This window comes from Kitasatospora purpeofusca, from assembly GCF_000718025.1.
GTDB lineage: Bacteria > Actinomycetota > Actinomycetes > Streptomycetales > Streptomycetaceae > Kitasatospora > Kitasatospora purpeofusca.
Genome location: NZ_JODS01000013.1, coordinates 111,336 through 133,494, shown reverse-complemented (window position 1 = coordinate 133,494; position 22,159 = coordinate 111,336). Strand labels below are relative to the sequence as shown.

General features: G+C 73.8%; 17 protein-coding genes. 13 read left to right on the top strand and 4 right to left on the bottom strand.

Annotated elements, in window-relative coordinates; all coding sequences use genetic code 11:
* The first annotated feature begins 258 nt into the window (after window positions 1-258).
* Entirely contained in the window at window positions 259-1,026 is a 768-nt protein-coding gene (locus IF01_RS0120005) for a hypothetical protein (RefSeq protein WP_157855293.1), read from the top strand.
* Between the two features lie 841 nt (window positions 1,027-1,867).
* On the opposite strand, the gene IF01_RS0119995 is transcribed toward IF01_RS0120005, so the two are convergent.
* Window positions 1,868-3,502 carry an FAD-binding oxidoreductase gene (locus tag IF01_RS0119995; protein WP_030394826.1) on the bottom strand — a complete coding sequence of 545 codons (1,635 nt, stop codon included), beginning with the start codon at window positions 3,500-3,502 and terminating at the stop codon, window positions 1,868-1,870.
* A gap of 262 nt (window positions 3,503-3,764) precedes the next feature.
* Between IF01_RS0119995 and IF01_RS0119990 the strand changes: the two genes are divergently transcribed.
* The 5 genes from IF01_RS0119990 (at window position 3,765) to IF01_RS0119970 (ending at window position 11,777) form a co-directional block, all read left to right on the top strand.
* On the top strand, window positions 3,765-4,286 hold the full coding sequence (locus IF01_RS0119990) for a MarR family winged helix-turn-helix transcriptional regulator (RefSeq protein ID WP_030394825.1): 522 nt from the start codon (window positions 3,765-3,767) through the stop codon (window positions 4,284-4,286).
* Between the two features lie 127 nt (window positions 4,287-4,413).
* Entirely contained in the window at window positions 4,414-4,908 is a 495-nt protein-coding gene (locus tag IF01_RS0119985; protein WP_244215563.1) for a hypothetical protein, read from the top strand.
* A gap of 72 nt (window positions 4,909-4,980) precedes the next feature.
* Window positions 4,981-5,847 (top strand): NmrA family NAD(P)-binding protein, encoded by an 867-nt coding sequence (locus IF01_RS0119980; protein ID WP_030394823.1) that lies wholly within the window; start codon window positions 4,981-4,983, stop codon window positions 5,845-5,847.
* Window positions 5,848-6,308: 461 nt separating this feature from the next.
* Complete coding sequence (locus tag IF01_RS0119975) at window positions 6,309-10,259, top strand: Pls/PosA family non-ribosomal peptide synthetase (protein ID WP_030394822.1); 3,951 nt, start codon at window positions 6,309-6,311, stop codon at window positions 10,257-10,259.
* Between the two features lie 165 nt (window positions 10,260-10,424).
* Window positions 10,425-11,777 carry a M1 family metallopeptidase gene (locus tag IF01_RS0119970; protein WP_078880123.1) on the top strand — a complete coding sequence of 451 codons (1,353 nt, stop codon included), beginning with the start codon at window positions 10,425-10,427 and terminating at the stop codon, window positions 11,775-11,777.
* A 51-nt stretch (window positions 11,778-11,828) separates the two neighbouring features.
* Here IF01_RS0119970 and IF01_RS0119965 read toward each other — a convergent pair whose 3' ends face one another.
* A complete protein-coding gene (locus tag IF01_RS0119965) occupies window positions 11,829-13,142 on the bottom strand; it encodes a YhgE/Pip domain-containing protein (protein WP_030394820.1) in 1,314 nt (437 codons plus the stop codon).
* Between the two features lie 211 nt (window positions 13,143-13,353).
* On the opposite strand from IF01_RS0119965, the gene IF01_RS0119960 reads away from it, so the two are divergent.
* The gene (locus IF01_RS0119960; RefSeq protein ID WP_030394819.1) at window positions 13,354-14,733 is read left to right on the top strand and encodes a serine hydrolase domain-containing protein; all 1,380 of its coding nucleotides are present in this window, start codon (window positions 13,354-13,356) and stop codon (window positions 14,731-14,733) included.
* 66 nt (window positions 14,734-14,799) lie between these two features.
* On the opposite strand, the gene IF01_RS0119955 is transcribed toward IF01_RS0119960, so the two are convergent.
* Entirely contained in the window at window positions 14,800-15,216 is a 417-nt protein-coding gene (locus IF01_RS0119955) for a hypothetical protein (protein ID WP_149030558.1), read from the bottom strand.
* A gap of 278 nt (window positions 15,217-15,494) precedes the next feature.
* Between IF01_RS0119955 and IF01_RS0119950 the strand changes: the two genes are divergently transcribed.
* The 6 genes from IF01_RS0119950 (at window position 15,495) to IF01_RS0119930 (ending at window position 20,474) form a co-directional block, all read left to right on the top strand.
* Window positions 15,495-16,409, top strand: coding sequence for a GNAT family N-acetyltransferase (locus tag IF01_RS0119950; protein WP_078880122.1), 915 nt, complete (start codon window positions 15,495-15,497; stop codon window positions 16,407-16,409).
* Window positions 16,406-17,224: a lysophospholipid acyltransferase family protein gene (locus IF01_RS0119945; protein WP_030394816.1), complete on the top strand. Its 819-nt coding sequence runs from the start codon at window positions 16,406-16,408 to the stop codon at window positions 17,222-17,224. The genes IF01_RS0119950 and IF01_RS0119945 overlap by 4 nt, the downstream gene beginning before the upstream one ends.
* Before the next feature lie 158 nt (window positions 17,225-17,382).
* Window positions 17,383-17,691, top strand: coding sequence for a hypothetical protein (locus IF01_RS45695; RefSeq protein ID WP_051755729.1), 309 nt, complete (start codon window positions 17,383-17,385; stop codon window positions 17,689-17,691).
* A 50-nt stretch (window positions 17,692-17,741) separates the two neighbouring features.
* Complete coding sequence (locus tag IF01_RS42025; RefSeq protein ID WP_051755727.1) at window positions 17,742-18,557, top strand: hypothetical protein; 816 nt, start codon at window positions 17,742-17,744, stop codon at window positions 18,555-18,557.
* Complete coding sequence (locus tag IF01_RS0119935) at window positions 18,554-19,681, top strand: substrate-binding domain-containing protein (RefSeq protein WP_051755725.1); 1,128 nt, start codon at window positions 18,554-18,556, stop codon at window positions 19,679-19,681. The genes IF01_RS42025 and IF01_RS0119935 overlap by 4 nt, the downstream gene beginning before the upstream one ends.
* Window positions 19,682-19,691: 10 nt before the next feature.
* Window positions 19,692-20,474, top strand: coding sequence for a hypothetical protein (locus IF01_RS0119930; protein ID WP_051742437.1), 783 nt, complete (start codon window positions 19,692-19,694; stop codon window positions 20,472-20,474).
* 58 nt (window positions 20,475-20,532) lie between these two features.
* Here the strand turns inward: IF01_RS0119930 and IF01_RS0119925 are convergent, their stop codons facing one another.
* The gene (locus IF01_RS0119925) at window positions 20,533-22,089 is read right to left on the bottom strand and encodes an MFS transporter (protein WP_078880120.1); all 1,557 of its coding nucleotides are present in this window, start codon (window positions 22,087-22,089) and stop codon (window positions 20,533-20,535) included.
* Window positions 22,090-22,159: the final 70 nt, after the last annotated feature.

Sequence of the window (22,159 nt, the reverse complement as noted above, 5' to 3'; positions counted from 1 at the left end):
CCGTGGCCGCACCGCCAAACGCGCCTGCGGCGACACCACGACCAGCGTCAACAGCAGCCCACCCGCGTCTCGACAGCCGACTCACCGCCAAGGCGGACGGACGTGCAGGCCAACAGCCCGCGCAGTGGGCCGGATCCGCGATCACACGAAGGTCAAGGCCACAAGCCCCCGATTCTCGTCGATGAATCCGAACTCATCGACTGGACAGTCGAGTTGATAAACCGACTGCCGACTCGGGCATGCCTCTATCATGCGGCCATGACCGAGACAGACGACTCTGACGCATCGTCATCAGTCCAGAAACAAGGCGGACACAAACCCAAGCGAGTCCCCAATCTCACCCGGATCATCACCGCCGCCGGAAGCACGATCCAGGACCAGGCACTGCGGGACATCGTGTCCTCGATCAGCCCGCATCTCATGGCGCAGCTGGCTCGGGCCATCCCTGCGCTCCGGCCCGCCCTGCGGTCGGCCGGGGTGGAGGAGGCACCGGAGTTCACGCCAGCGTCCGCCGCCCGCACCCGGTCGGCGGCGGACGCCGGGCCGTCGGCGAAGCCCCGGCAGAAGACCTTCGACGTCTTCGCGGGCACCGCCCCTCATGAACCGAACACGCCCGTGCTGGTGGTGGTGACGAAGTACACGAGCGGGTCACCGCTGTCGCGCACCGAGGAGTACTGGGTGTCCGTTTCGGTCGACGAGAGCAGCCAGTACCTTCCGCTGACGGGGTCGTTCTGGACGATCCACTCGGAGACGGCGACGGTGTCCGAACGACCGGACTGGGTGACGAAGGTTGCTGTGTGGTCGGCACTCGTCACCTACGGGCTTTCGCTGGTCACACTTCTCCACAAGAACGACAAGGTGATCGGCATGGCGACGATCGGCTGCGGCGGGCGGGTCGACGGCGTCGAGCAGCGTTGGCATGTGAAGGTTCCGGTGCGCAGCCAGAAGGAGCTGGACGGGCTCCGGAAGCGGGTCGCCGCACTGGTGACACTGAGCGTCCCGCAGCCGCCGCGGCAACTGTCGTAACGGTTTCGCGGCGGCCCCAGCGGCCGTCGCGAACATCGTATTGGCACCGCATCACACCCCGGCCGGCGGAAGAACAGGAGAGCCGCATTCCAGTACGCCGCTACCACTGACCCGGCCACCGGAGCACGCGCCCCGCGAGACCGTCACCGAGCGGCCCAGCCCGCTCGGCCCGCCCTGGGTGGACCGCCGAGAAGACTGGCGTTCGTCGATGACCATGCCAAAGCAGTCGGTGCCGGTGACTGACTCGCTGCAGGGGCGACCAGGTCGTCAGTGGTGGAGACGACAACAACGAGGCCGGCGAGCTTGCCGACTCCGTAACGCCGATCCGGTCGGCGAGGCCGAGGAGGCGGGCCGGGCCGATGGAGCCAGGTCGAGCACAGGGGGGGTGGAGGTGGAGGCCGTCTTCGACCAGTTCGACGGCCACCTGTTCGTCCTCGAGCAGGGCCACGGTCGGACCGAGGCGCGCTGGTCGATGCCAGGCATAGCGTTGAACAGCTGGGTAGCGACGGTGGCCCTGGTCTCGAGCACCTCCAGGGCCCTGGTGCAGTCAGACCCGTACGGCCGACGGCGACAGAGGTCGGCGCGCCCTCGCACGGCGAATCTCACCTGACTGACCATCAGTCGTGGTCAGCAAAAGTCAGCATCAGTCCGAGTACACCCTCACAAACCTGCCTACACCTAGGAAGACCGACCCTGGCCAGTCGAGCTCGTTCCGACCTCTGCAAGCGTGCCCGGCAGGCCCACTGCGATCAGCAAGTCGTCACTTTGAGCTCTTTACTCACACCCTTTCATCCCGATATCGTCTGCTTACCGGATGGTCGACATCGCTCTGCGTGTGCGGTCAGGACGGCAAGGTGATCGACTGGGCGTGGTGGAAGACGTTCTTGTGGTCCCAGATGTCCTTGGCCTTCTGCAGGCGGCGGTAGTTGGCCTTGTAGTAGAGGCGCTGGTAGGGCGGCTGCTTGTCGGCGGTGGTGCCCAGGTCGACGTCCGGGTAGTTGACGTAGGCGCCGTCGGTGTCGGTGTCGATCTCCGGGATTCCTCCGGTCGCCCGGTAGGTGTCGCGGTAGAGGCCGCTCAGGTAGGCCAGGTGGGCGGCGTCTTCAGCCCGGTCGGTCCAGTAGGTCTGGTACTGGAGCTTCATGATCGAGTCCCGCTGCGGGACGGCGGTCTCGGCGGCGCCCCGGGTGTTCACCTGGCAGCCGTAGGAGTCGATCTGGACCAGCGTCTGGGTCAGGTCGAGGCCGTCGACGTCCTTGGTGAGCCAGGTCCACCAGGCGTCGATCTGAGTGGGGGTGAACGCCCTGCGGTGGTAGGCCGACTTGTACTTGCCGCGCTGGTTGGGGCCGGATCCGTTGAGCGTCATGGTCGCCTGGAACCACGGCAGTTGGCGGCGCTTGTCCGGGTAGGGCAGGTAGAGTCCGCCGACGCCGTTGGTCTGCGCCGTCGACTTGGCGCGCATCCCGCGCTCCACCCGGGCGAGGAAGGCGTCCAGCGGTGCCGGGTCCTCCTCGTCCCACTGGCTGAACAGGACGACGTTCCCGTTCGAGTGGTGGGTGAGGTGGAGGATGGAGAACAGTCCGCGGTACACCTTCTCCGCGGGGCCGCTGTGCTCGGCGAAGAACGCGCCGAAGTTGTCCAGCAGGGTGCGGAAGTCCTCCGGGTGCTTGAGCAGGTCCGCCCATTTCCAGGCGACGCTGCTGAGCCAGACCCGGGGCGGCGGCGCCGGCAGCGCGTGGGCGAAGTGGTAGCGCAGCACCACGCCGAAGTTCCCGCCGCCGCCCCCGGTGTGGGCCCAGAACAGCTCGTGCTCGGGCGAGCCGGGGGGATCGCCGCGGTGCGCCCGGGTCACCTCGACCACGCCGCCCCGGACCGTCGCCACGTCGACCTGGACCAGGTGGTCGACGGTCAGCCCGTGCCGGCGGGAGAGCAGCCCGTACCCGCCGCCGCAGATGTGGCCGCCGGCACCGACCGAATAGCAGGACCCGGCCGGAATGGTCACCCCGTACTCGCGGAAGAGGGTGGTGTACACGTCCCAGTTGGTGGCGCCGCCCTCGACGGAGTAGGTGGCGCCACCGTACTTGTCGGTACCCGCCCCGACCCCGCGCAGGGTGCTGAGATCGAGGATGACGCCCTTGTCGTTGTCGACGAAGCCCTCGTAGCAGTGGCCGCCCCCGCGCACCGTCGGCCGCAGTCCGCGGTCGAGCGCCGAGCGCAGCTCCGCCACCGCGTCGGCCTCGTTGCCGACCAGCCGGATGTACGCCGGGCGGCTGCGCCAGCGCTGGTTGAAGCCCTGGCTGAGCGTCTCGTAGCGGGAGTCCGGGGGGAAGACCGTCCAGCCCTCGGGCTGCTCGACGGGTTGGGCCGAGGCCTGGCCGGCGGCGCCGACGGCCAGGCCGAGCGAGGCGGCGGAGGCTCCGGCGGCGACCATTCCGGTGCTGCCGAGGAAGCCGCGGCGGGAGAATTCGTTTCGCATTCCTGAGGACCGTCTTTCCCGACTCCGACAGGTGGGCGGGCGAACGCTAGCAAGGAATGAAGGTGGAATCCATTGTTCACAAATAAATGTGACCGTATGTAGACGAATTCTGGCCACGGGCGGGCAATTGCCCAGCGACGCCTGCCCCTCCCACCCCCCGGGGCGACACCCGGCTCCCCCGGCCACCTGGAGCGGGACGCGGGTTTCCTGTCACCCGAAGAGGCGCTTGACGGGAGATCAGGTTAGGCGCCATATTACTTTCATGGCTCAGCAGCACCCGGCCGGCAACGGCGCACCCTCGCTCGACCAGGCCCGCCGACAGCTCTCCCGGTACGGCCTGACCGCCGATCCGCAGGCGGTCCTGGTCGCGGCGCGACTGATGGCCGCCGGCGCCCGGCTCGGCCAGGCGGGCGAGGCCCACTTCGCCCGCTTCGGCCTGTCCACCGGGCGCTACCGGCTGCTGGCCGAGCTGGAGGACCACGGCGGCGAGAAATCGCCGTCGCAGCTGGCGGCGGCGCTCGGGGTCTCCCGCGCGACCGTGACCGGCCTGGTCGACGGGCTGGAGCGGGACGGCCTGGTCACACGGCGCCCGTCCGCCGAGGACGGGCGGGGCAATGTGGTGATACTGACCGCGCGGGGTGCCCAACGGCTGCGCGACATGGCACCCGAGCACTTCGACCGGATGCAGGCGATGGTGGCCGGCCTGTCCGTCGAGGAGCGGACGGTCTTCCTCGACCTGCTGGGCAGGCTGGTCGCGGGCATGTCCGCCCTGACCGACGACTGACGACTGACGACTGACGACTGACGGACGACCGGCAGAGGAGCGGCGGGCCCACCACGAGCCCTTCCACCACCTCATTGTTGGCCCACCGAACACCTATAATTAGCCTCCTAATCACTTGGACGACCCCATGCCCGGCAGAACCCAGCAGCGCCCCGACATCACCCCCGAGACCACTCCCGACTCCACTCCCGCCGCCCCGCCCCGCTTCGTGCTCTGGCGCGAGGTCCTGATCGCCTACGCCGCGCCCGCCGTCATGGCCTCCGCCGGCGGCATCGCCACCGGCCAGTCGGAGCTCAGGATCGCGGCCCTCACCAGCATCGCCGGCACCTCGGCCCTGGTCGCCACCCTGGTCGGCCTCCGGCACCGGCGCCGGTCCGCCGACTCCTGGGCCGCCCGCGGGCCGGTCCCGCTGCTCGCCCTCGCCTTCGGCCTCGGCTGCGCCGCGCTCGCCCTCGGCGTCGGCCTGGCGGCCGCCGAGCTGCTGCCCCGGATACCGGCGCTGGCCGACAGCCCGTGGCCGGACCGGCTGCGGATCGACCTCCCGCTGTCGGCCGCGATCGCGGCGACCATGACCACCTGGCGCTGGCGGGCCTCCCTCCCCCGGCGCCGCCGCGCCCGCTGACCCGCACCCAGCACCAGCACCCCTACCGACCACCGCACACCGCACACCGCACACCGAAGGAGCAACACCCGCATGATCACCATCATGGGCGCGTCCGGCGCCACCGGCGGCGCCACCCTGCGCAGCCTCGCCGCCCTGGACGTCCCGGTCCGCGCCCTGAGCCGGAACCCCGACCGACTGCTGGCCGGACTCGACCCGCACACCCGCGGCCTGGTCGAGGTGACGGCCGCCGACGCCGGCGACCCCGCCTCGATGCGCGCCGCCCTCAAGGGGACGACGCAGCTCTTCCTGACCATGGAGAACAGTCCGCAGCAGGTCGAGCACGAGCTGCGCACCGTCGACCTGGCCGTGTCCTCGGGCGTGGAGCACGTCGTCAAGGTCTCCGCGCCGGCCGCCGAGCCCGACTCCCCGGTCGCCGTGTCCCGCGGCCACCACCTGATCGAGCAGCGGCTGCGGGCCCACGACATCACCACCACCGTGCTCCGCCCGTACGCGTTCATGCAGAAGCTGCTGCTGATCGCGCCCGGGGTCTCCGCCGCCGGGATGATATTCGGCGCGCTGGACGGCGCCCGCTGCAACTACATCGACTGCCGGGACATCGGCGACGTCGCCGCCGCGGTGCTCACCCGTCCCGACACGGCCGGCGGCGACATCCCGCTGACCGGCGGCCGGGCGTACAGCCACCCGGAGCTCGCCGAGCTGCTGGGCACGCTGCGTGGCCGGCCGGTGCGCTCCGTGAACCTGTCGCCCGCCGAACTGCACGCCCACCTGGTCGCCCGGGCCGGGATGCCGGACTGGCTGGCCGCCCACGTGGTCGAGATCCAGCGGCTCGCCGTGCTGCGTCCGGAGAGCCCCGACGATGCCGCCACCCGGCTGATCGGACGCGCCCCCCGTACCCTGGAAGCATTCCTCGGGGAGCACCTCGACCGGTTCAGCTGACCCGTCCGCACGGGTCCGCCACCTCCCGGACCCGGCTCCGACGGGCCCGCCGCCACCCCCGGCGGCGGGCCCGTCACCCCCCGGGGAACGCCCCCGTCACCCGCCGGGAGCGGCCCCGCCACCCCTGCGGAGCGGCTCCGCACCCCCGAGGAGCGGCCCCGGATGTGGCATGGGTCACGGTCGGAAATTCGACCTGACGGACCGTCAAAACGACTGACGCACCGTCACATCCGATCGAAGGAGCCTCAGTTGTGACCTGACGCGCCGTCAGATTCGGCCACTCAAGGGCCAGTTGGGCGGAGTGTCGGCCGGTGTGCGGTTCACCGGACCGGGCTACCATCGGTTGGGTTGTCCGCTCCGGCCCCGGAGTGGGATCACCCGGATCAGGCGAGTGCTCCCACCGCCCCCAAGGGCCGGAAGATCCATCGGGACGGGGCGAGACCTAGGAGCACACGCCACTGATGACAGCCGAACCCAGCCGGGACCCGGGCGCCGAGGCGCCCGCCGACGGCGGTACCACCGACCGGGACACCGCCGCCGAGAAGCAGGCCCACTACCCCGGCCGGCCGGCCCCCGCCCCGCGCACCCTGATCGACATCCTCGACGCGACCGCCCGGCAGTACCCCGCCGAGCCCGCCCTCGACGACGGCCGCACCGTGCTCGGCTACCGGGCCCTGGCCGCCGAGGTCGAGCAGCTCCGCCGCCGCCTCGCCGCCGCCGGCATCGGCCGCGGCGACCGGGTCGGCGTCCGGGTCCCCTCCGGCACCAACGACCTCTACGTCTCCGTGCTCGCTGTGCTCGCCGCCGGCGCCGCCTACGTCCCGGTGGACTTCGAGGACCCGGACGAGCGCGCCCAGCTGGTCTTCGAGGAGGCCGCCGTCGCGGCCGTGCTCGGCGCCGAGCGCGCGCTCACCCTCACCGGCGGGGCCGGCGAGCCGCTCGGGGCCCGCGAGCCGCTCGCCGACCGGACGCCCGACGGGCACCGCCCCACCCCCGCCGACGATGCCTGGATCATCTTCACCTCGGGCTCGACCGGCCGCCCCAAGGGCGTCGCCGTCACCCACCGCAACGCCGCCGCCTTCGTCGACGCCGAGGCCGCGCTCTTCCTCCAGGACGAGCCGATCGGCCCCGGCGACCGGGTGATGGCCGGACTGTCGGTCGCCTTCGACGCCTCCTGCGAGGAGATGTGGCTGGCCTGGCGGCACGGCGCCTGCCTGGTGCCCGTCCCCCGCTCCCAGGTGCGCAGCGGCGCCGACCTCGGCCCCTGGCTGGCCGAGCAGGAGATCACCGTGGTCTCCACCGTGCCGACGCTGGCCGCGCTCTGGCCGGCCGAGGCGCTGAACGAGGTCCGGCTGCTGATCTTCGGCGGCGAGGCCTGCCCGCCCGAGCTGGTGCAGCGCGTGGTCACCGAGGGCCGCGAGGTGTGGAACACCTACGGCCCCACCGAGGCCACCGTGGTCGCCTGCGGGGCGCTGCTGACGGGCGAGGGCCCGGTGCGGATCGGCCTGCCGCTGGACGGCTGGGACCTCGTCGTGGTCGACGAGGCCGGCGAGCCGGTCGCGCCCGGCGGGACCGGCCAGCTGGTGATCGGCGGCGTCGGCCTTGCCCGCTACCTGGACCCGGAGAAGGACGCCGAGAAGTACGCGCCGCTGCCCTCGATGGGCTGGGAGCGCGCCTACCGCAGCGGCGACCTGGTCCAGGCCGACCCGGAGGGCCTGCTGTTCCTGGGCCGCGCCGACGAGCAGATCAAGCTCGGCGGCCGCCGGATCGAGCTCGGCGAGGTGGACGCGGCGCTCCAGGCGCTGCCCGGCGTGGCCGGCGCGGCCGCGGCCGTGCGCACCGCGCGCGGCGGCAACCAGCTGCTGGTCGGCTACCTGGTGACCGGCGAGGGCTGGGACCGGGAGCAGGCGGTGCAGCGGCTGCGCGCCGAGCTGCCGGCCGCGCTCGTCCCGCTGCTGGCCCCGGTCGACACCCTGCCGACCCGCACCTCCGGCAAGGTGGACCGCAACGCGCTGCCCTGGCCGCTGCCCGACCTGGAGTCCACCGGGCCGACCGAGCAGCTGTACGGCACCGAGGCCTGGCTGGCCGAGCAGTGGACGGAGATCCTCGGGGTGCCGGTGAGCGGCTCCCGGGAGGACTTCTTCGCGATCGGCGGCGGCAGCCTGGCGGCCGCCCGGCTGACCACCCTGCTGCGCGTCCGCTACCCGAACGCGGCGGTCCTGGACATCTACCAGAACCCGACGCTGCGCAAGCTCGCCCGGCACCTGGAGCGCAGCTCGGTCGGCACCGGCGAAGCCCGGACCGTCGACCCGGTGCCGACCCGCGCCAAGCTGCTCCAGGTGCTCCTGCTGCTCCCGCTGTTCACCGTGGTCGGCCTGCGCTGGACGGCGGCGCTGCTGGCGCTCGGCAATCTGCTCTCGCACCTGGACGGCTTCGGCTGGGCGCCGACCGCCTCGTGGTGGGCGGTCGCGCCGCTCGCGGCGGTGCTCTTCACCCCGGCGGGCCGGCTGGCGATCGGGGCCGGCGGCGCGCGGCTGCTGCTGCGCGGTCTGCGGCCCGGCACCTACCCCCGCGGCGGCGGCGTCCACCTGCGGCTGTGGGCCGCCGAGCGGCTGGCCGAGGTGAGCGGCGCGACCTCGCTGTCCGGTGCCTGGCTGGTCCGCTACGCGCGGGCGCTCGGTGCCAAGGTCGGCGAGGAGGTCGACCTGCACGCGCTGCCGCCGGTCACCGGCATGCTCAAGCTGGGCCGGGGCTGCGCGGTGGAGGCCGAGGTGGACCTCAACGGCTACTGGGTGGACGGCGACCGGCTGGTGGTCGGCCCGCTCAAGGTGGGTTCGGGGGCCGTGGTCGGCACCCGTTCGACCCTGCTGCCGGGCGCCCGGATCGGCAAGCGGTCGCAGGTCGTGGCCGGCTCCAGCGTCACCGGTCATGTCCCGACCGGCCAGCGCTGGGGCGGCGCGCCCGCCGTCAAGCTGGGCCGGGCCGAGCGGACCTGGCCGAAGGAGCGCCCGGTGCGCCGGGCCCGCTGGTCGGCGCTGTTCGGTCTGAGCGGTACCGCGCTGAGCCTGCTGCCGCTGCTCCCGGCGCTGGCCGGCCTGGCGGTGCTGGTCCCGTTCGTCGACCCGGCGGACGGTCTGGGCGGCGCGCTCGGCGGCGCCCTGCTGGGCCTGCTGCCGGCCGTGCTGGCGTTCGGCGTGGTGTACGCGGCGCAGCTGGTCGCGGCGGTGCGGCTGCTGTCGATCGGCCTGGAGCCCGGTGTGCATCCGCTGTACGGCCGGGTCGGCTGGCAGGCCTGGACGGTCACCCAGCTGATGGACCAGGCCCGGGAGGTGCTGTTCCCGCTGTACGCGGGTCTGGTCACGCCGCTGTGGCTGCGGGCGCTGGGCATGCGGGTCGGGCGGCACGCGGAGGTGTCGACGGTGCTGGCGCTGCCGAGCCTGACCACGGTCGGCGACGGCGCGTTCCTGGCCGACGACACCCTGATGGCGCCGTACGAGCTGGGCGGCGGCTGGGTGCGGCTCGGTGAGGCGAAGGTCGGCGAGCGGGCGTTCCTCGGCAACTCGGGGATGACCGCGCCGGGCCGCTCGGTGCCCAAGCGCGGTCTGGTCGGCGTGCTGTCGGCGACGCCGGCGAAGGCGAAGAAGGGCAGCTCGTACCTGGGTATGCCGCCGGTGCGGCTGCCCCGCTCGGCCGACCGGGCGGACCAGAGCCTGACCTACGAGCCGCCGGTGCGGCTGCTGTGGGCGCGCGGGCTGGTCGAGGTGTGCCGGCTGGTGCCGGTGCTGGCCTCGGGCGCGCTGGGCCTGCTGACGCTGGCAGCCCTGTCCTGGCTGTCCGTGGCGTGGTCGCCGCTGGCGGCGGCGCTGCTGTCCGGTCCGGTGCTGCTGGCCTCGGGCACGGTGGCGTGCGCGGTCGCGGTGGCGGCGAAGTGGCTGCTGGTCGGCCGGTTCCGGGCGGTGGAGCACCCGCTGTGGAGCGGTTTCGTGTGGCGCAACGAGCTGGCGGACACCTTCGTCGAGGTGCTGGCGGTGCCGTGGCTGGTGGGCGCGGTGCCGGGCACCCCGGTGCTGAACCTGTGGCTGCGGGCGCTCGGCGCGAAGGTCGGGCGCGGCGTGTGGTGCGAGAGCTACTGGCTGCCGGAGGCGGACCTGGTCACCCTCGGCGACGGGGTGTCGATCAACCGGGGCTGCGTGGTGCAGACCCACCTCTTCCACGACCGGATCATGCGGATGGATACTGTCGTCCTGCGCGAGGGCGCCACCCTGGGGCCCGGCGGCATCGTGCTGCCCGGCAGTACGGTGGGCGCGCGCAGCACGCTGGGTCCGGCCTCGCTGGTGATGCGTGCCGAGTCGGTGCCCGCCGACTCCAGGTGGCTCGGCAACCCGATCGAGGTGTGGCAGGCCACGTCCTGACCGCCGTCCCGGGGGGCCGGCCGGGGTTCGCCCCGTCCGGCCCCTCGGGCGTCCGGTCGGCGCCCGCCGCAGTCCCCGTCCCTGTCCGTCCCCCGTCCCTGTCCGTCCCCCGTCCCCGTCCACCCCCTGTTCCGTCCACCCCGTGTTCCAGGAGCGTACGACCCGGTGAACCACCGCCCGGCGCAGTCCCCGCAGCCCTCGCAGCCCCCGCAGCCCGTCGCCCTGCCGGACCCGTACTTCCCGGGCAGCGGCGATCCCCGCTACCGGGTCCACCGGTACGAGCTGGCGCTGGACTACCGGCCCGGCCCCAACCGGCTGGGCGGTACGGCCCGGCTGAGCGCCGTCGCTTCCACCGCGCTGAGCGAGTTCGCGCTGGACCTGGCGGACTTCCGGATCGGCCGGGTGCTGGTGGACGGGAAGCCGGCCCGGTACACGCACCGGGCGGGCAAGCTGCGGGTGCGCCCGGCGAAGGCCCTGTCGGCGGGCGCGGCCTTCACCGTGGAGGTGCACTACACCGGCAATCCCCGGCCGGTCCGCAGCCCCTGGGGCGGCCTGGGCTGGGAGGAGCTGACCGACGGCGCGCTGGTGGCGAGCCAGCCGGTCGGGGCGCCGTCCTGGTTCCCGTGCAACGACCGGCCGGCGGACAAGGCCACGTACCAGATAGCGGTCACCACGCCGTCCCCGTACACCGTGGTGGTGGGCGGCCGGCTGCTGACCCGCACCACCCGCTCGTCCAGCACCACCTGGGTGTACGAGCAGTCCGCGCCGACCTCGACGTACCTGGTGACGGTCTCGATCGGCCCGTACCGGCCGGTGCCGCTGGCCGAGCACCCGGAGGTGCCGCAGACCGGTTACGTGCCGGAGCGGCTGGCCGGGGCGTTCGCGGCGGACTTCGGGCGGCAGCCCAGGATGATGGCCTACTTCGGCGAGGTGTTCGGCCCGTATCCGTTCGGCGAGTACACGGTGGTGGTCGCCGACGAGGAGCTGGACGTGCCGGTGGAGGCGCAGGGGGTGGCGACCTTCGGCACCAACCACCTGGGCGGCGGCTGGGACCGGGAGCGGCTGATCGCCCACGAGCTGGCGCACCAGTGGTTCGGCAACAGCGTCTCGATCGGGGACTGGAGCCACATCTGGCTGAACGAGGGGCTGGCCAAGTACTCCGAGTGGCTCTGGTCGGAGCGTTCGGGCGGGCCGACGGCGGCCGCGCGGGCCCTGTACGCGCACCGGCTGCTGGCCGGGCTGCCGCAGGACCTCCGGCTGGCCGACCCGGGCCGCAAGCTGATGTTCGACGACCGGCTGTACCAGCGCGGCGGTCTGGTGGTGCACGCGCTGCGGCTGACGCTCGGGGACACCGCGTTCTTCCGGATGCTGAAGGACTGGGCGGCGTTCCACCGCCACGGGGTGGTCACCACGGCGGACTTCACCGCGCACGCCGCCCGGTACGCGCGGACGCCGCTGGAGGGCCTGTTCGACGCCTGGCTGTGGCGGCCCGAGCTGCCGCCGCTGCCGGCCGGCTGAGGCCGACGCGGTCCCTCGCCGTCACGGTGACCGCCCCGACCGTCCCCGGGTTCAGGCCAGCTCGGGGACGGTGCGGTGCAGGCCCTTGCGGTCGTAGTAGCGGGTCATCGCGAAGCCGAAGAGCAGCGCCGCGACGGTGCCGATGGCGATCCAGACCCAGGCCCGGGTCAGGCCCGCGTCCGCCTGCGCGTCGAAGAACAGGATCGCCCGCACGCCGTCGGTGAGCTGGCGCATCGGTTCGAAGAGCGAGAGGAACCGGTAGAACGACGGCAGGGCGTCCAGCGGGATCGTCGCGCCGGAGGACGGCAGGCCCAGCACGATGAAGACGAACATGCTGATCAGCAGGCCGAGGCCGCCGAAGGCCGCGTTGATCGCCTGGACGCCGAGGCCGACCGCGCTGCTGGCGCAGACCGAGAAGATCCACAGCAGCGGCAGGTGGTCGGCGTCCATGTCGAGGATCACCGCCGCCGCCAGCATGATCAGCGAGGAGGTCAGCAGCGACAGGCCCACCGACATCGCGCACTTGACGGCGAGGGTACTGGTGCGGCTGATCGGCACCACCGGGTGGCGGGCGCGCCAGGGGCCGACCTCGTTGTCCGCGTAGCCGAGCGCGACGTCGACGCCGTTGCCGATGATGTTGGCGCCGAAGAAGCCCGCCAGCACGAGCAGCAGGGTGTAGTAGAACGCGGACAGCCCGAGTCCGCTGCGGTTGCCGATCGGGTGGCCGACGGTGGTGCTGAGGGCGATCGGATCGGCGATCAGCAGCCGGGCCGCGTCGCCCGCGCCCCGGGCCTGCGGCAGCGCGGCGAGTTTCGCGCCGAGGGCCAGCGAGGCCTGGTGGACGGCCTGCTGGCCGATCTGGGCGGCCAGCGAGGAGCCCAGACTGCCGACGCCCGGGTTGGTGTACTGGAGCACGGTGGGGCGCGCGGGCCGCTCGCTGGCGCCCCCGAGGGCGGCGACGGTGGCGGTGAACTCGGGCGGCACCTGGAGCGCCCCGTAGATCTTGCCGGAGGCCAGCTGCTCCTTCGCCGTCGCCTCGTCGAGCTGCCGCCAGGCCACCGCGTCGCCCTGGCCGGGGGCGGTGGCGATCCCGGTGAGGACCTGTTCGCCGAGGTTCTGCTGCTGTCCGGCGACGGTGGCACCGCGGTCGGTGTTCACCAGCGCGATCGGCAGATCGTGCAGGTCGCCGCGGGGGTCGAGGATGCCGCCGAGGTAGAGCAGCGACATCAGCAGGCTGAGCAGGCCGACCAGGACGCCGGGGACCACCCAGATCCGGGGGTTGCGGAGCACCCGGCGCGCCTTGACGCCGGCGGGCGGTTCGGGCCGGCGCGGCTCGGGCAGGGTCGGCTCGGGCTGGGAGGGCATGACGCTCCGTAAGGTGGTCGGCGGTCAGACGGACCCTAGGAGCCGGGCCCGGACGGGTCGTGGTGCCACGCCGCCGGGTCACCCGGCCGCCCGTACGGTCCGCGCGAAAATGGGTGGAGGACCGAACGTGATCGAACTAGGTTGAGGCGGCGGCGCCATGGCACCGCGGGCCGAATCCCCTGAATCCCCCGAAACCGTCGCAGAGGACCAGATGACCGACCTGTCCGACGAACTGCTCCCCACCACCCGCCGCGCGCTGCTGCACCGCCTGGCCGTCGCCCAGTCCGAGGGCCGCACCCCCTCGATGGTCGCCGGTGTGCTCCGGGACGGGCGGCTGGTCTGGAGCGGCGCCCGCAGCATGGTCGACGGCCACGCGCCGACCACCGACGTCCAGTACCGGATCGGCTCGATCACCAAGACCTTCGTCGCCGTGCTCGTGCTGCGACTGCGGGACGAGGGCCTGCTCGACCTCGCCGACCCGCTGGGGCGCCACCTGCCGGGCACGCCCGCCGACGGCGCCACCGTCGCCCAGCTGCTCTCGCACTCGGCCGGCCTCGCCTCCGAGACCCCGGGCCCCTGGTGGGAGCGGACCGACGGCGCGCTGCGCCCCGACCTCGCCGACATCCTGGAGGCCGAGCGGCCGCTGCGGCACCCGGCCGGGCGGGTCCACCACTACTCCAACCCCACCTACGCGCTGCTCGGCGCACTGGTCGAGCGCCTGCGCGGCGAGCCCTGGGGCGAGGTGCTGCGCCGCGAGGTCCTGGCGCCGCTCGGCATGGACCGCACCGGGCTGCTGCCCGAGCACCCGCACGCGGGCGGCTTCGCCGTCCACCCGTGGGCCGATGTGCTGCTGCCCGAGCCGCTCACCGACACCGGCCTGATGGCCCCGGCGGGCCAGCTCTGGTCCACCGTCGCCGACCTCGCCAAGTGGGCCGCCTTCCTGGCCTCCGGCCACGAGCAGGTGCTGTCCGCCGACACCGTGGCCGAGATGCGCCGCCCCGCCGTCGCCCCCGAGCCCGGCGACTGGAGCGAGACGTACGGCCTCGGCCTCCAGCTGGTCCAGCACGACGGCCGGATCCTGCACGGGCACTCCGGCTCGATGCCGGGCTTCACCGCCGGGCTGTGGGTGAGCGAGACGGACGGCCTGGCCGCGATCGTCTTCGCCAACTCCACCAGTGGCCCGCGCACCGCGCACGTCGCCGCCGAGCTGCTGGCGCTCACCGCGCAGCACGAGCCGCGGATCCCCGAGCCCTGGCGCCCGCTGGCCGAGTTCGACGAGCAGCTGCTGGCCCTGACCGGCCCCTGGTACTGGGGCGCCGCGCCGCACAGCCTGCGGCTCACGGCGGACCGGGGGCTGGAGCTGTCGGTGCTCGGCCGGGCCGGCCGGGCCGGGCGCTTCCGGGCCGAGGCGGACGGCACCTGGACCGGCCTGGACGACTACTACGCGGGCGAGACCCTGCGGGTGGTCCGGGCCGACGACGGCTCGGTGAGCCATCTGGACATCGGCTCCTTCGTGTTCACCCGCGAGCCGTACGGGCCCGCCGGGGCCGTCCCGGGCGGCGTCGACCCGCAGGGGTGGCGGGTGTACTGAGCCCCGCCCTCCCCACCGTTCGAGCTCCGCTGCGCCCGCCGCGCCCGCCGGACAGTCTCCGCCCTCCTAACCACCCCCGCCCGCGCCCGGCGCAGGGGTGGGGACGACGGCGGGGCGCGGCGGGTACCCGCCGCTGCGCAGCGCGTGCACGGCGCGCGCCACGTACCCGGCGAGCAGCAGCCCGCCCGCCATCGCGCCCGAGGCGTAGGTGTCCGCCGCCTGCGCCTCGGCCCACCCCAGGGTCGCGCCCAGCACCAGGTACGGCGCCATCGCGACCGCCAGTGCCACGGCCAGCGCCACCAGCGCCGCCCTCGGCCGCCGGTCGTCCTCCCAGCAGCGCTCGCCGACCAGGTGCAGGGCGACGGCCATCGCCACCACCAGGCACCACCACGGCGAGGGCGCCAGCCCCACCGCCCGCGCCAGTACGTACACGACGGTGAGTCCGCCCGTCGCCGCCGCCTGGCACACCAATACGTCTGTCATGTCGCTGGCAAAGGTCCGCCAGAGTCCCGCCCCCGGATTCCACCCCATGCAGCGGAGGATAGGGCGGCGCCGCGGTGCCCAACAGGTGTCCCGCACACGTCGGGTGGTCGCATTCAGCAGGTGCACATCTGCGCTCCGCCGAACGGCAACGTGGATGCCAGCGGACTTGGAGAGACATACGGGTGCCGGTTCGCGGATCCGACTGTACGGGTCCGACCCGGGCCGCTGCCACGGAACGCCGTGGCCGCCGTCGTCCGTGCTGCCCTGGAGGGTCTGCCATGACCACCGTCCCCACGTACACTCCGACCGCAGTCACCCCCACCCGGGCCACCCCGGTGCCCGCCGCGCGCCCGGCCGCCGCGTCCGGCTCCGCCTCCGCCGTCTACACCGTCTCGCTGGCCCGCGACGAGGCCGACGTCCGCGCCGCCCAGCGGCTGCGCCACCAGGTCTTCGCCGACGAGCTCGGCGCCACCCTGCGGAGCACCGTCCCGGGGCTGGACGTCGACCCGTTCGACGACTTCTGCGACCACCTGCTCGTCCGCGAGGGCGAGGACGGCGCCGTCGTCGGCACCTACCGGCTGCTGCGCCCCGAGGCCGCCCGCCGGGCCGGCCGGCTCTACTCGGACGGCGAGTTCGACCTCGGCAACCTCGCGCCGCTGCGGCCCGGGCTGGTCGAGCTCGGCCGCTCCTGCATCGCCGCCGAGCACCGGGGCAACGGCGCCGTCATCAACCTCATGTGGGGCGGCATCGCCCGCTACCTCGCCGACACCGGCAACACCTGGGTGGGCGGCTGCTGCTCGATCTCCCTGGAGGACGGCGGCGCCACCGCCGCCCGGGTCTGGGACACCGTCGCCGCCAAGCACCTCGCCCCCGAGCAGTACCGGGTCGCCCCGCACCGCCCCTGGGACGCCACCGGCGTGACCCGGGCCGACCGGGCACCGCTGCCGGCCCTGCTCCGCGGCTACCTCCGGTTGGGCGCCTGGGTCTGCGGCGCGCCGGCGCACGACCCGGACTTCGACTGCGCCGACCTGTACGTCCTGCTGTCGCTGGAGCGCACCGACCCGCGCTACCTGCGGCACTTCCTGTCCGGCGTCGGCGGCGTGGGCGCGGCGGCGGCCCCGGGCGCGGGCACGGCCCCCGAGGCGGCGGGCGCGGCGGAGGCGGGACCGGTGGACGAGGGGCCGGCCTCATGAGCGTCTGGCTGCCGACGGCCTCCTGCACCCCGGAGGCCTGTCTGACCGACCCGGCGCCGACCGTCGCCCTCCCCCGCCGGGTGCTGCGGCTGGCGGGCTTCCTGGTGCTGCTCGTGGCGGGGCTGGCGCTGATCCCGCCGGTGCGGCTGCTGCCGCAGGGCCCGCGCGGCGCGCTGACCCGGTTCTGGGCGCGCGGGCTGCTCGGCGCGCTGGGCGTCGCGGTGCGGATCGTGCCCGGTCCGGCCCCGGCCGCCCGGGGCGGGGTGCTGCTGGTGGCCAACCACGTCTCCTGGCTGGACATCCCGCTGATCGCCGCCGTCCGGCCCGGCCGTTCGGTCGCCAAGACCGAGATCCGGGACTGGCCGGTGCTGGGGCGACTGGTCGCCCGGGGCGGGGCCGTGTTCCTGGACCGCGACCGGCTGCGGGCCCTGCCGGCGGCCGTCGGCGAGGTGGCCGACCGGCTGCGGGCCGGCCACCCGGTGATCGTGTTCCCGGAGGGGTCCACCTGGTGCGGCCGGGAGAGCGGGCGGTTCCGCCCGGCCTTCTTCGAGGCCGCCGTCCGCTCCGGCGCCGCCGTCCAGCCCGTCTCGATCCGCTACCGGCTGGCCGACGGGCACGCCACCAGCACCCCCGCCTTCGTCGGCGAGGACGACCTGGTCACCTCGCTGGCCCGGGTGGTCGCCGTGCGCGGCCTGGTGGCCGAACTGAGCTTCCGCCCGCCCGTCCCGGCTCCGGCGGCCGACCCGGCCCGCCGCTGGGCGGCGCGGAAGGAACTCGCCCACGCCGCCCAGACCTCGGTGGAGGGGATCGGCTGAGCCCCGGCGCCGGCGGCCGACAGAACCGCGGGGCAACCATCCGGTGAACTCCGGTCTTCGGCCGCCCGCCCGGCGCAGCCCCTGACACAGTGTCAGTCATGCATGAGGGAATGACAGTTGAAGAACCGAGACTGGCGATCAGAAGGCAGCGCTCGATCGTGCGCAGGCGCCCGCGGTTCGTCGCTACCGTCGCCACGCTGCTGGCGCTCCTCCTCGGCTGCACCACCTCCCTGGCACTGTCCGGAAACCTGCTGCTGCCCTTCGACCGGATCCTCGTCCTGGAGGGCCGCACGGGCTCCAAGGGGGACTTCTTCGACGACCCGGAGGTCCAGCGGCTGCTGCTGCGCCACCGCATCCGGGTCCACGTCACCGTTGCCGGATCGCAGGAGCTGGTCCACGGCGACTACTTCCGGCTCTCCTTCCTCTTCCCCTCCGGCCGGCCGCCAACGACATCATCGCCCGCCTGAAACGGGACAACGGCTACTCCAAGACCTACAACCCGTTCGTCAGTCCGCTCGTGCTCGCGACCTACCGGGACTACGCCCGGACGCTGGAGAACAAGGGGATCGCCACCCCGCAGTACCGCCCCGACCGCGGCGACGAACCGCTGTACTACAGCCTCGACCTCGCCGCCTTCCTGACCAAGGGGGAGGAGCACCGGACGTGGAACGATCTCGACATCCAGCGCCACGGCACCACCAACGGGAACGTGGTGGTCGCCCAGACCTCCCACATCTGCCAGTCGAACTCGGCCGAGACCTTCCTGGCCCAGGTCGCCTTCACCAGGAACGGGGGCCAGGTCCCCGAGGACGCGGGCGCCGACGAACTCGCCGCCCGGATCAAGCCCCTGCTCTCGGCGCAGGGCATGCCCGGCGTGGACGTGTTCGGCCCGTACTCCAGCCCCGAGGGACGCGGCATCGCCCCCGTGGTGGTCGTCTACGAGCACCAGTACCTCGCCTACCAGGCCCACTTCCACGACACCAGGAAGGAACTCGACACCTCGCGCGTCCTGCTCTACCCGACCTTCCAGTTCATCACCCGGCCGCAGTTCATCTCGCTCCGCCCCGAGGCGGACCGGCTCGGTGACCTGCTCATCCGCGACCGGCGCCTGCGGGAGCGCGCCGTGGCGCTCGGCTTCCGCACCATCGGCGACGACACGGACTCCGGCGAGTTCAAGAAGTACCTGGGCGACCGCGGCATCCCGGTACCGGACACCCGGACCGACGACACCAGGACCGTCATGCCGAGCCAGGAGGTCCTGAACCGGATGGTGCGCGAGGTCGGCGACTGCCCGACCGGCCCCGAAACTCCCGCCCCGGGAGCGACACCGTGAACCGGCCCGCCCGGTGGCGCCACCGCCGCCGGGAGCGCGCCGGTCGCGACCGGCCGCACGCCCGGCCGCACGCCCGGCTGCACGCCCGGGCACTGCTGGCCCTGCTCCTGCTCCTCTGCTCCGCGGGACCGCTGGCCGCCTGCGGTTCGGACGCACCCGCCCGCACCACCCTGACCGTGCTGGCCAGCGCCGAACTGACCGACCTGCGGCCGGTCCTGGACGAACTGCGCCGCGCCACCGGGATCACCCTGCGGATGGATTACGGCGGCACCGTGAGCGCGAGCAACCTCCTCGGCTCCGGCCGGACCGACCGGCACGACCTCGCCTGGCTCTCCTCCGACCGCTGGCTGCGGCTCAACCTCAAGGCGGCCGGCGGGACCGGTGCCCCGCCCTCGACCCGCACCATGATGTCGCCCCTGGTCCTCGGGGTGAAGCGGAGCACCGCGGAGCGCCTGTGGCACGGCCGCGGCGAACGGCCGCCGTCCTGGGCCGACATCGCCGGCGCGGCCGAGCGCGGGCAGCTGCGCTACGCCATGACCGACCCGACCGTCGCCCACAGCGGCCTCGCCGCCCTGGTCGCCGTGGCGACCGCCGGTGCCGGAACCGGTGAGGCGCTGCGCCCCGAGGACGTCACCCAGGACCAGGTCCGCGGCTTCCTGGCCGGCCGGACCCTCTCCGCGCCGTCCAGCCACGCCCTGGTCGACAGCTACCTCGCCCACCAGGACGACACCGACGCGGTGATCGCCTACGAGTCGGACCTGCTCGCCCTCGGCGGGGACGGGCGGCTGCGCGAACCGCTGGACCTCGTCTACCCGCAGGACGGCATCGTGCTGTCCGACTACCCGCTGCTGCTGCTCGACCCGGCGAAGCGCGCCGCCTACGACCGGGTGCTCGCCTGGCTGCTCGCACCCGCCGCACAGAAGAAGATCATGCAGCTCACGCTGCGCCGCCCGGTCGACCCGACCGTCGCCCGGGACCCGCGGCTGGAGCGGCCGATCGGCAACGCCCTCTACTTCCCCGACCGGCCCGAGGTCGTCCAGCGGCTCCTCGCCCAGTACGAGGCCGACATCCCGGCGACCGCCACCGGGCGGTCCCGATCCCCGGCACCCTCCCGGACCTCGTGAAAGGGGACCAGTGACCATCCTCGACGAGCACTCCTGGGGCGTCCACCGGCTCGAACTCACCGCCTGGCTGGTGGCGTTCGGGTGCCTGGTCGCGCTCCTCGCCATCGCCGGGCGGGAGCTGCGCCGCAACCGGCCGCCCGCCGGTGTGGACGTCACCACCAAGGCGTGCGTCCACCTGGACGACAAGGCCGTCATGGACATCTACCGGATGGGCCGCTACACCGCTGCCCTGACCCAGGAGGTCGAACAACGGATCACCCGCAACCTGCACTTCGGCGGCGAGCTGCCCGGCACGACGGTCGGCATCGGCACGGAGGCCGCGGAGGAGCGGATCAGCAGGTACGTGCGGAGCGATGCCCCGATCGACGTGATCGGCGTCATCATCAAGGCGCTCGACGACCGGGACGGCATCATCCACGCCAATCTGCTGACCGGTACCGTCCGGAAGAACCGCGCGCTGGCGCGGTCCCTCGACGCGGTCGAGGAGTCCGGGCCGCGACCGCCGGGCGTCCGGCTCTCCCAGGCGGAGGCCTATGTGCTGCTCCGGGGGAAGTTCCAGGCCGTCGAGGCCGCGCCCGGCGCCACCGAGGGCGACCTGGTCTTCATGGCCCGGTACGCCCCGCCCGGCGACCTCTCCCGGACGGGGCGGGTGCGGGTGACCTGCACCCGGCCGGGGCTGAGCGACTCCGAGGCCGGCGCCCAGACCCGCGCGGGGTACTGCCTCGGCACGGTCCACGGCTGGGACGCCGCCGAGGCGGTGCTGGAGGTCCACGCGATCGCCGTCTTCCGCTGACCGCCCGGGGTAGCGATGCGCCGTCGGCGGCGCGCCGCTCGTCCCGGGCGGGCGCCGCTCACTCCGGGCGGGCGCCGGCCGGGACCTCCGGGCGGGGTCGGGCTGCGACGGCCGGGCCCTGCGGCCCCTCCGGTCGGGTCGCGGCACGGCGCAGCAGCAGGGCGACCAGGACGGCGGCCAGGGCCAGGGCGGCGGAGCCGCAGCGCAGGGCGAGCTGGATGCCGTCGGTGAAGGCGGCCTCGACGGCCGACCGGACCGGTCCGGGCAGCGCGGCGGTGCCCGCGCCCGGCGCGGTGGCGGCGGTCAGAGTCTCGGGCGGTAGGCCGAGGCCGGACAGGGAGTCGGCCAGGCGGTGGGTCAGGACGGCGCCGAGGACGGCGATGCCGAGCACGCCGCCGAGCTCGCGCAGGGTGTTGACGGTCGCCGAGGCGGTGCCGATCCGCTCCGGGGCGACCCGCTGGAGGACGGCGATCGAGACCGGGGTGAAGGTCATCCCCATCCCCAGGCCGAGCACGAAGAGCGTCCACAGGTACTCGGCGTAGTGGGCGTTCTCGCCGTACCGGGACAGGCCGGCGAGGCCGAACGCGCACAGGGCGATGCCGAGGACCAGCGGGATCCGGGGCCCGTACCGGCCGGTCAGCCGCGCCGAGACCGGACCCGCGACGACGATCATGGCCGTCATCGGCAGCCCGGCGAGGCCGGCGGCGGTCGGGGACCAGTCCAGGACGCCCTGCATCAGCAGCGGCAGGAAGAACAGCGCGCCGAACATTCCGAAGCTCACCGCGAATCCGCCCAGCAGCGCGCCGCCGAGCACGCCGTCGCGGAACAGCCGGAGGTCGAGCATCGGCTCGGCGATCCGCAGTTCCAGCAGCAGGAACGCCGTCAGCAGCAGCACCGCGAGCGCCGCCGTGGTGAGCACCCGGCCGTCGGTCCAGCCGCGGTCCGGGCCCTCGACCAGGGTGTGGACGGCCGCGCCGAGGCCGAGCGCCGAGAGCACCAGGCCGCCGAGGTCGATCCGCCGGGCCCGGGACGGGACGACCGGCAGGACCCGGGCCGACAGGACGAGTGCGGCGACGCCGATCGGGACGTTGATCCAGAAGACGCTCGCCCAGCCGAAGGCCTCCACCATCGGGCCGCCGACCACCGGGCCGACCGAGAGGCCGAGCGCGGAGACGCCGGACCAGCGGCCGATGGCGCGGGTGCGTTCCCGTTCGTCGGTGAACACGTGCCGCAGGATGGCGAGGCTGCCGGGGGTGAGCAGCGCGGCGCCGACGCCCTGGAGCATCCGGGCGGCGACCAGGGTCCCGACCGTTCCGGCCAGGGCCCCGGCGGCCGATCCCAGCGTGAACAGCGCCAGGCCGAGCCGGAACACGGCGGTGCGGCCGTACCGGTCGCCGAGCGCGCCGCCGGTGAGCAGCAGGGCGGCGAAGACCAGGCTGTAGCCCTCGGCGACCCACTGGAGGCCGGTGATGCCCGCGTCGAGGTCCTGGCCGATGCGCGGCAGGGCGTTGTTGACGATGACGTTGTCCAGCATGGACATGAACATGGTGGTGCACAGCGTCGCCAGCGCGAGCCGCTGGCGGCGCCGGACGTCCGGCGCCCCGCTCTCCCCCATCGGGCGTTCCTCTCGATTGCCTCCAGGGCCCCTAACGGCGTTAGGGGCAGTTCGACGGGGGACAGCGTGC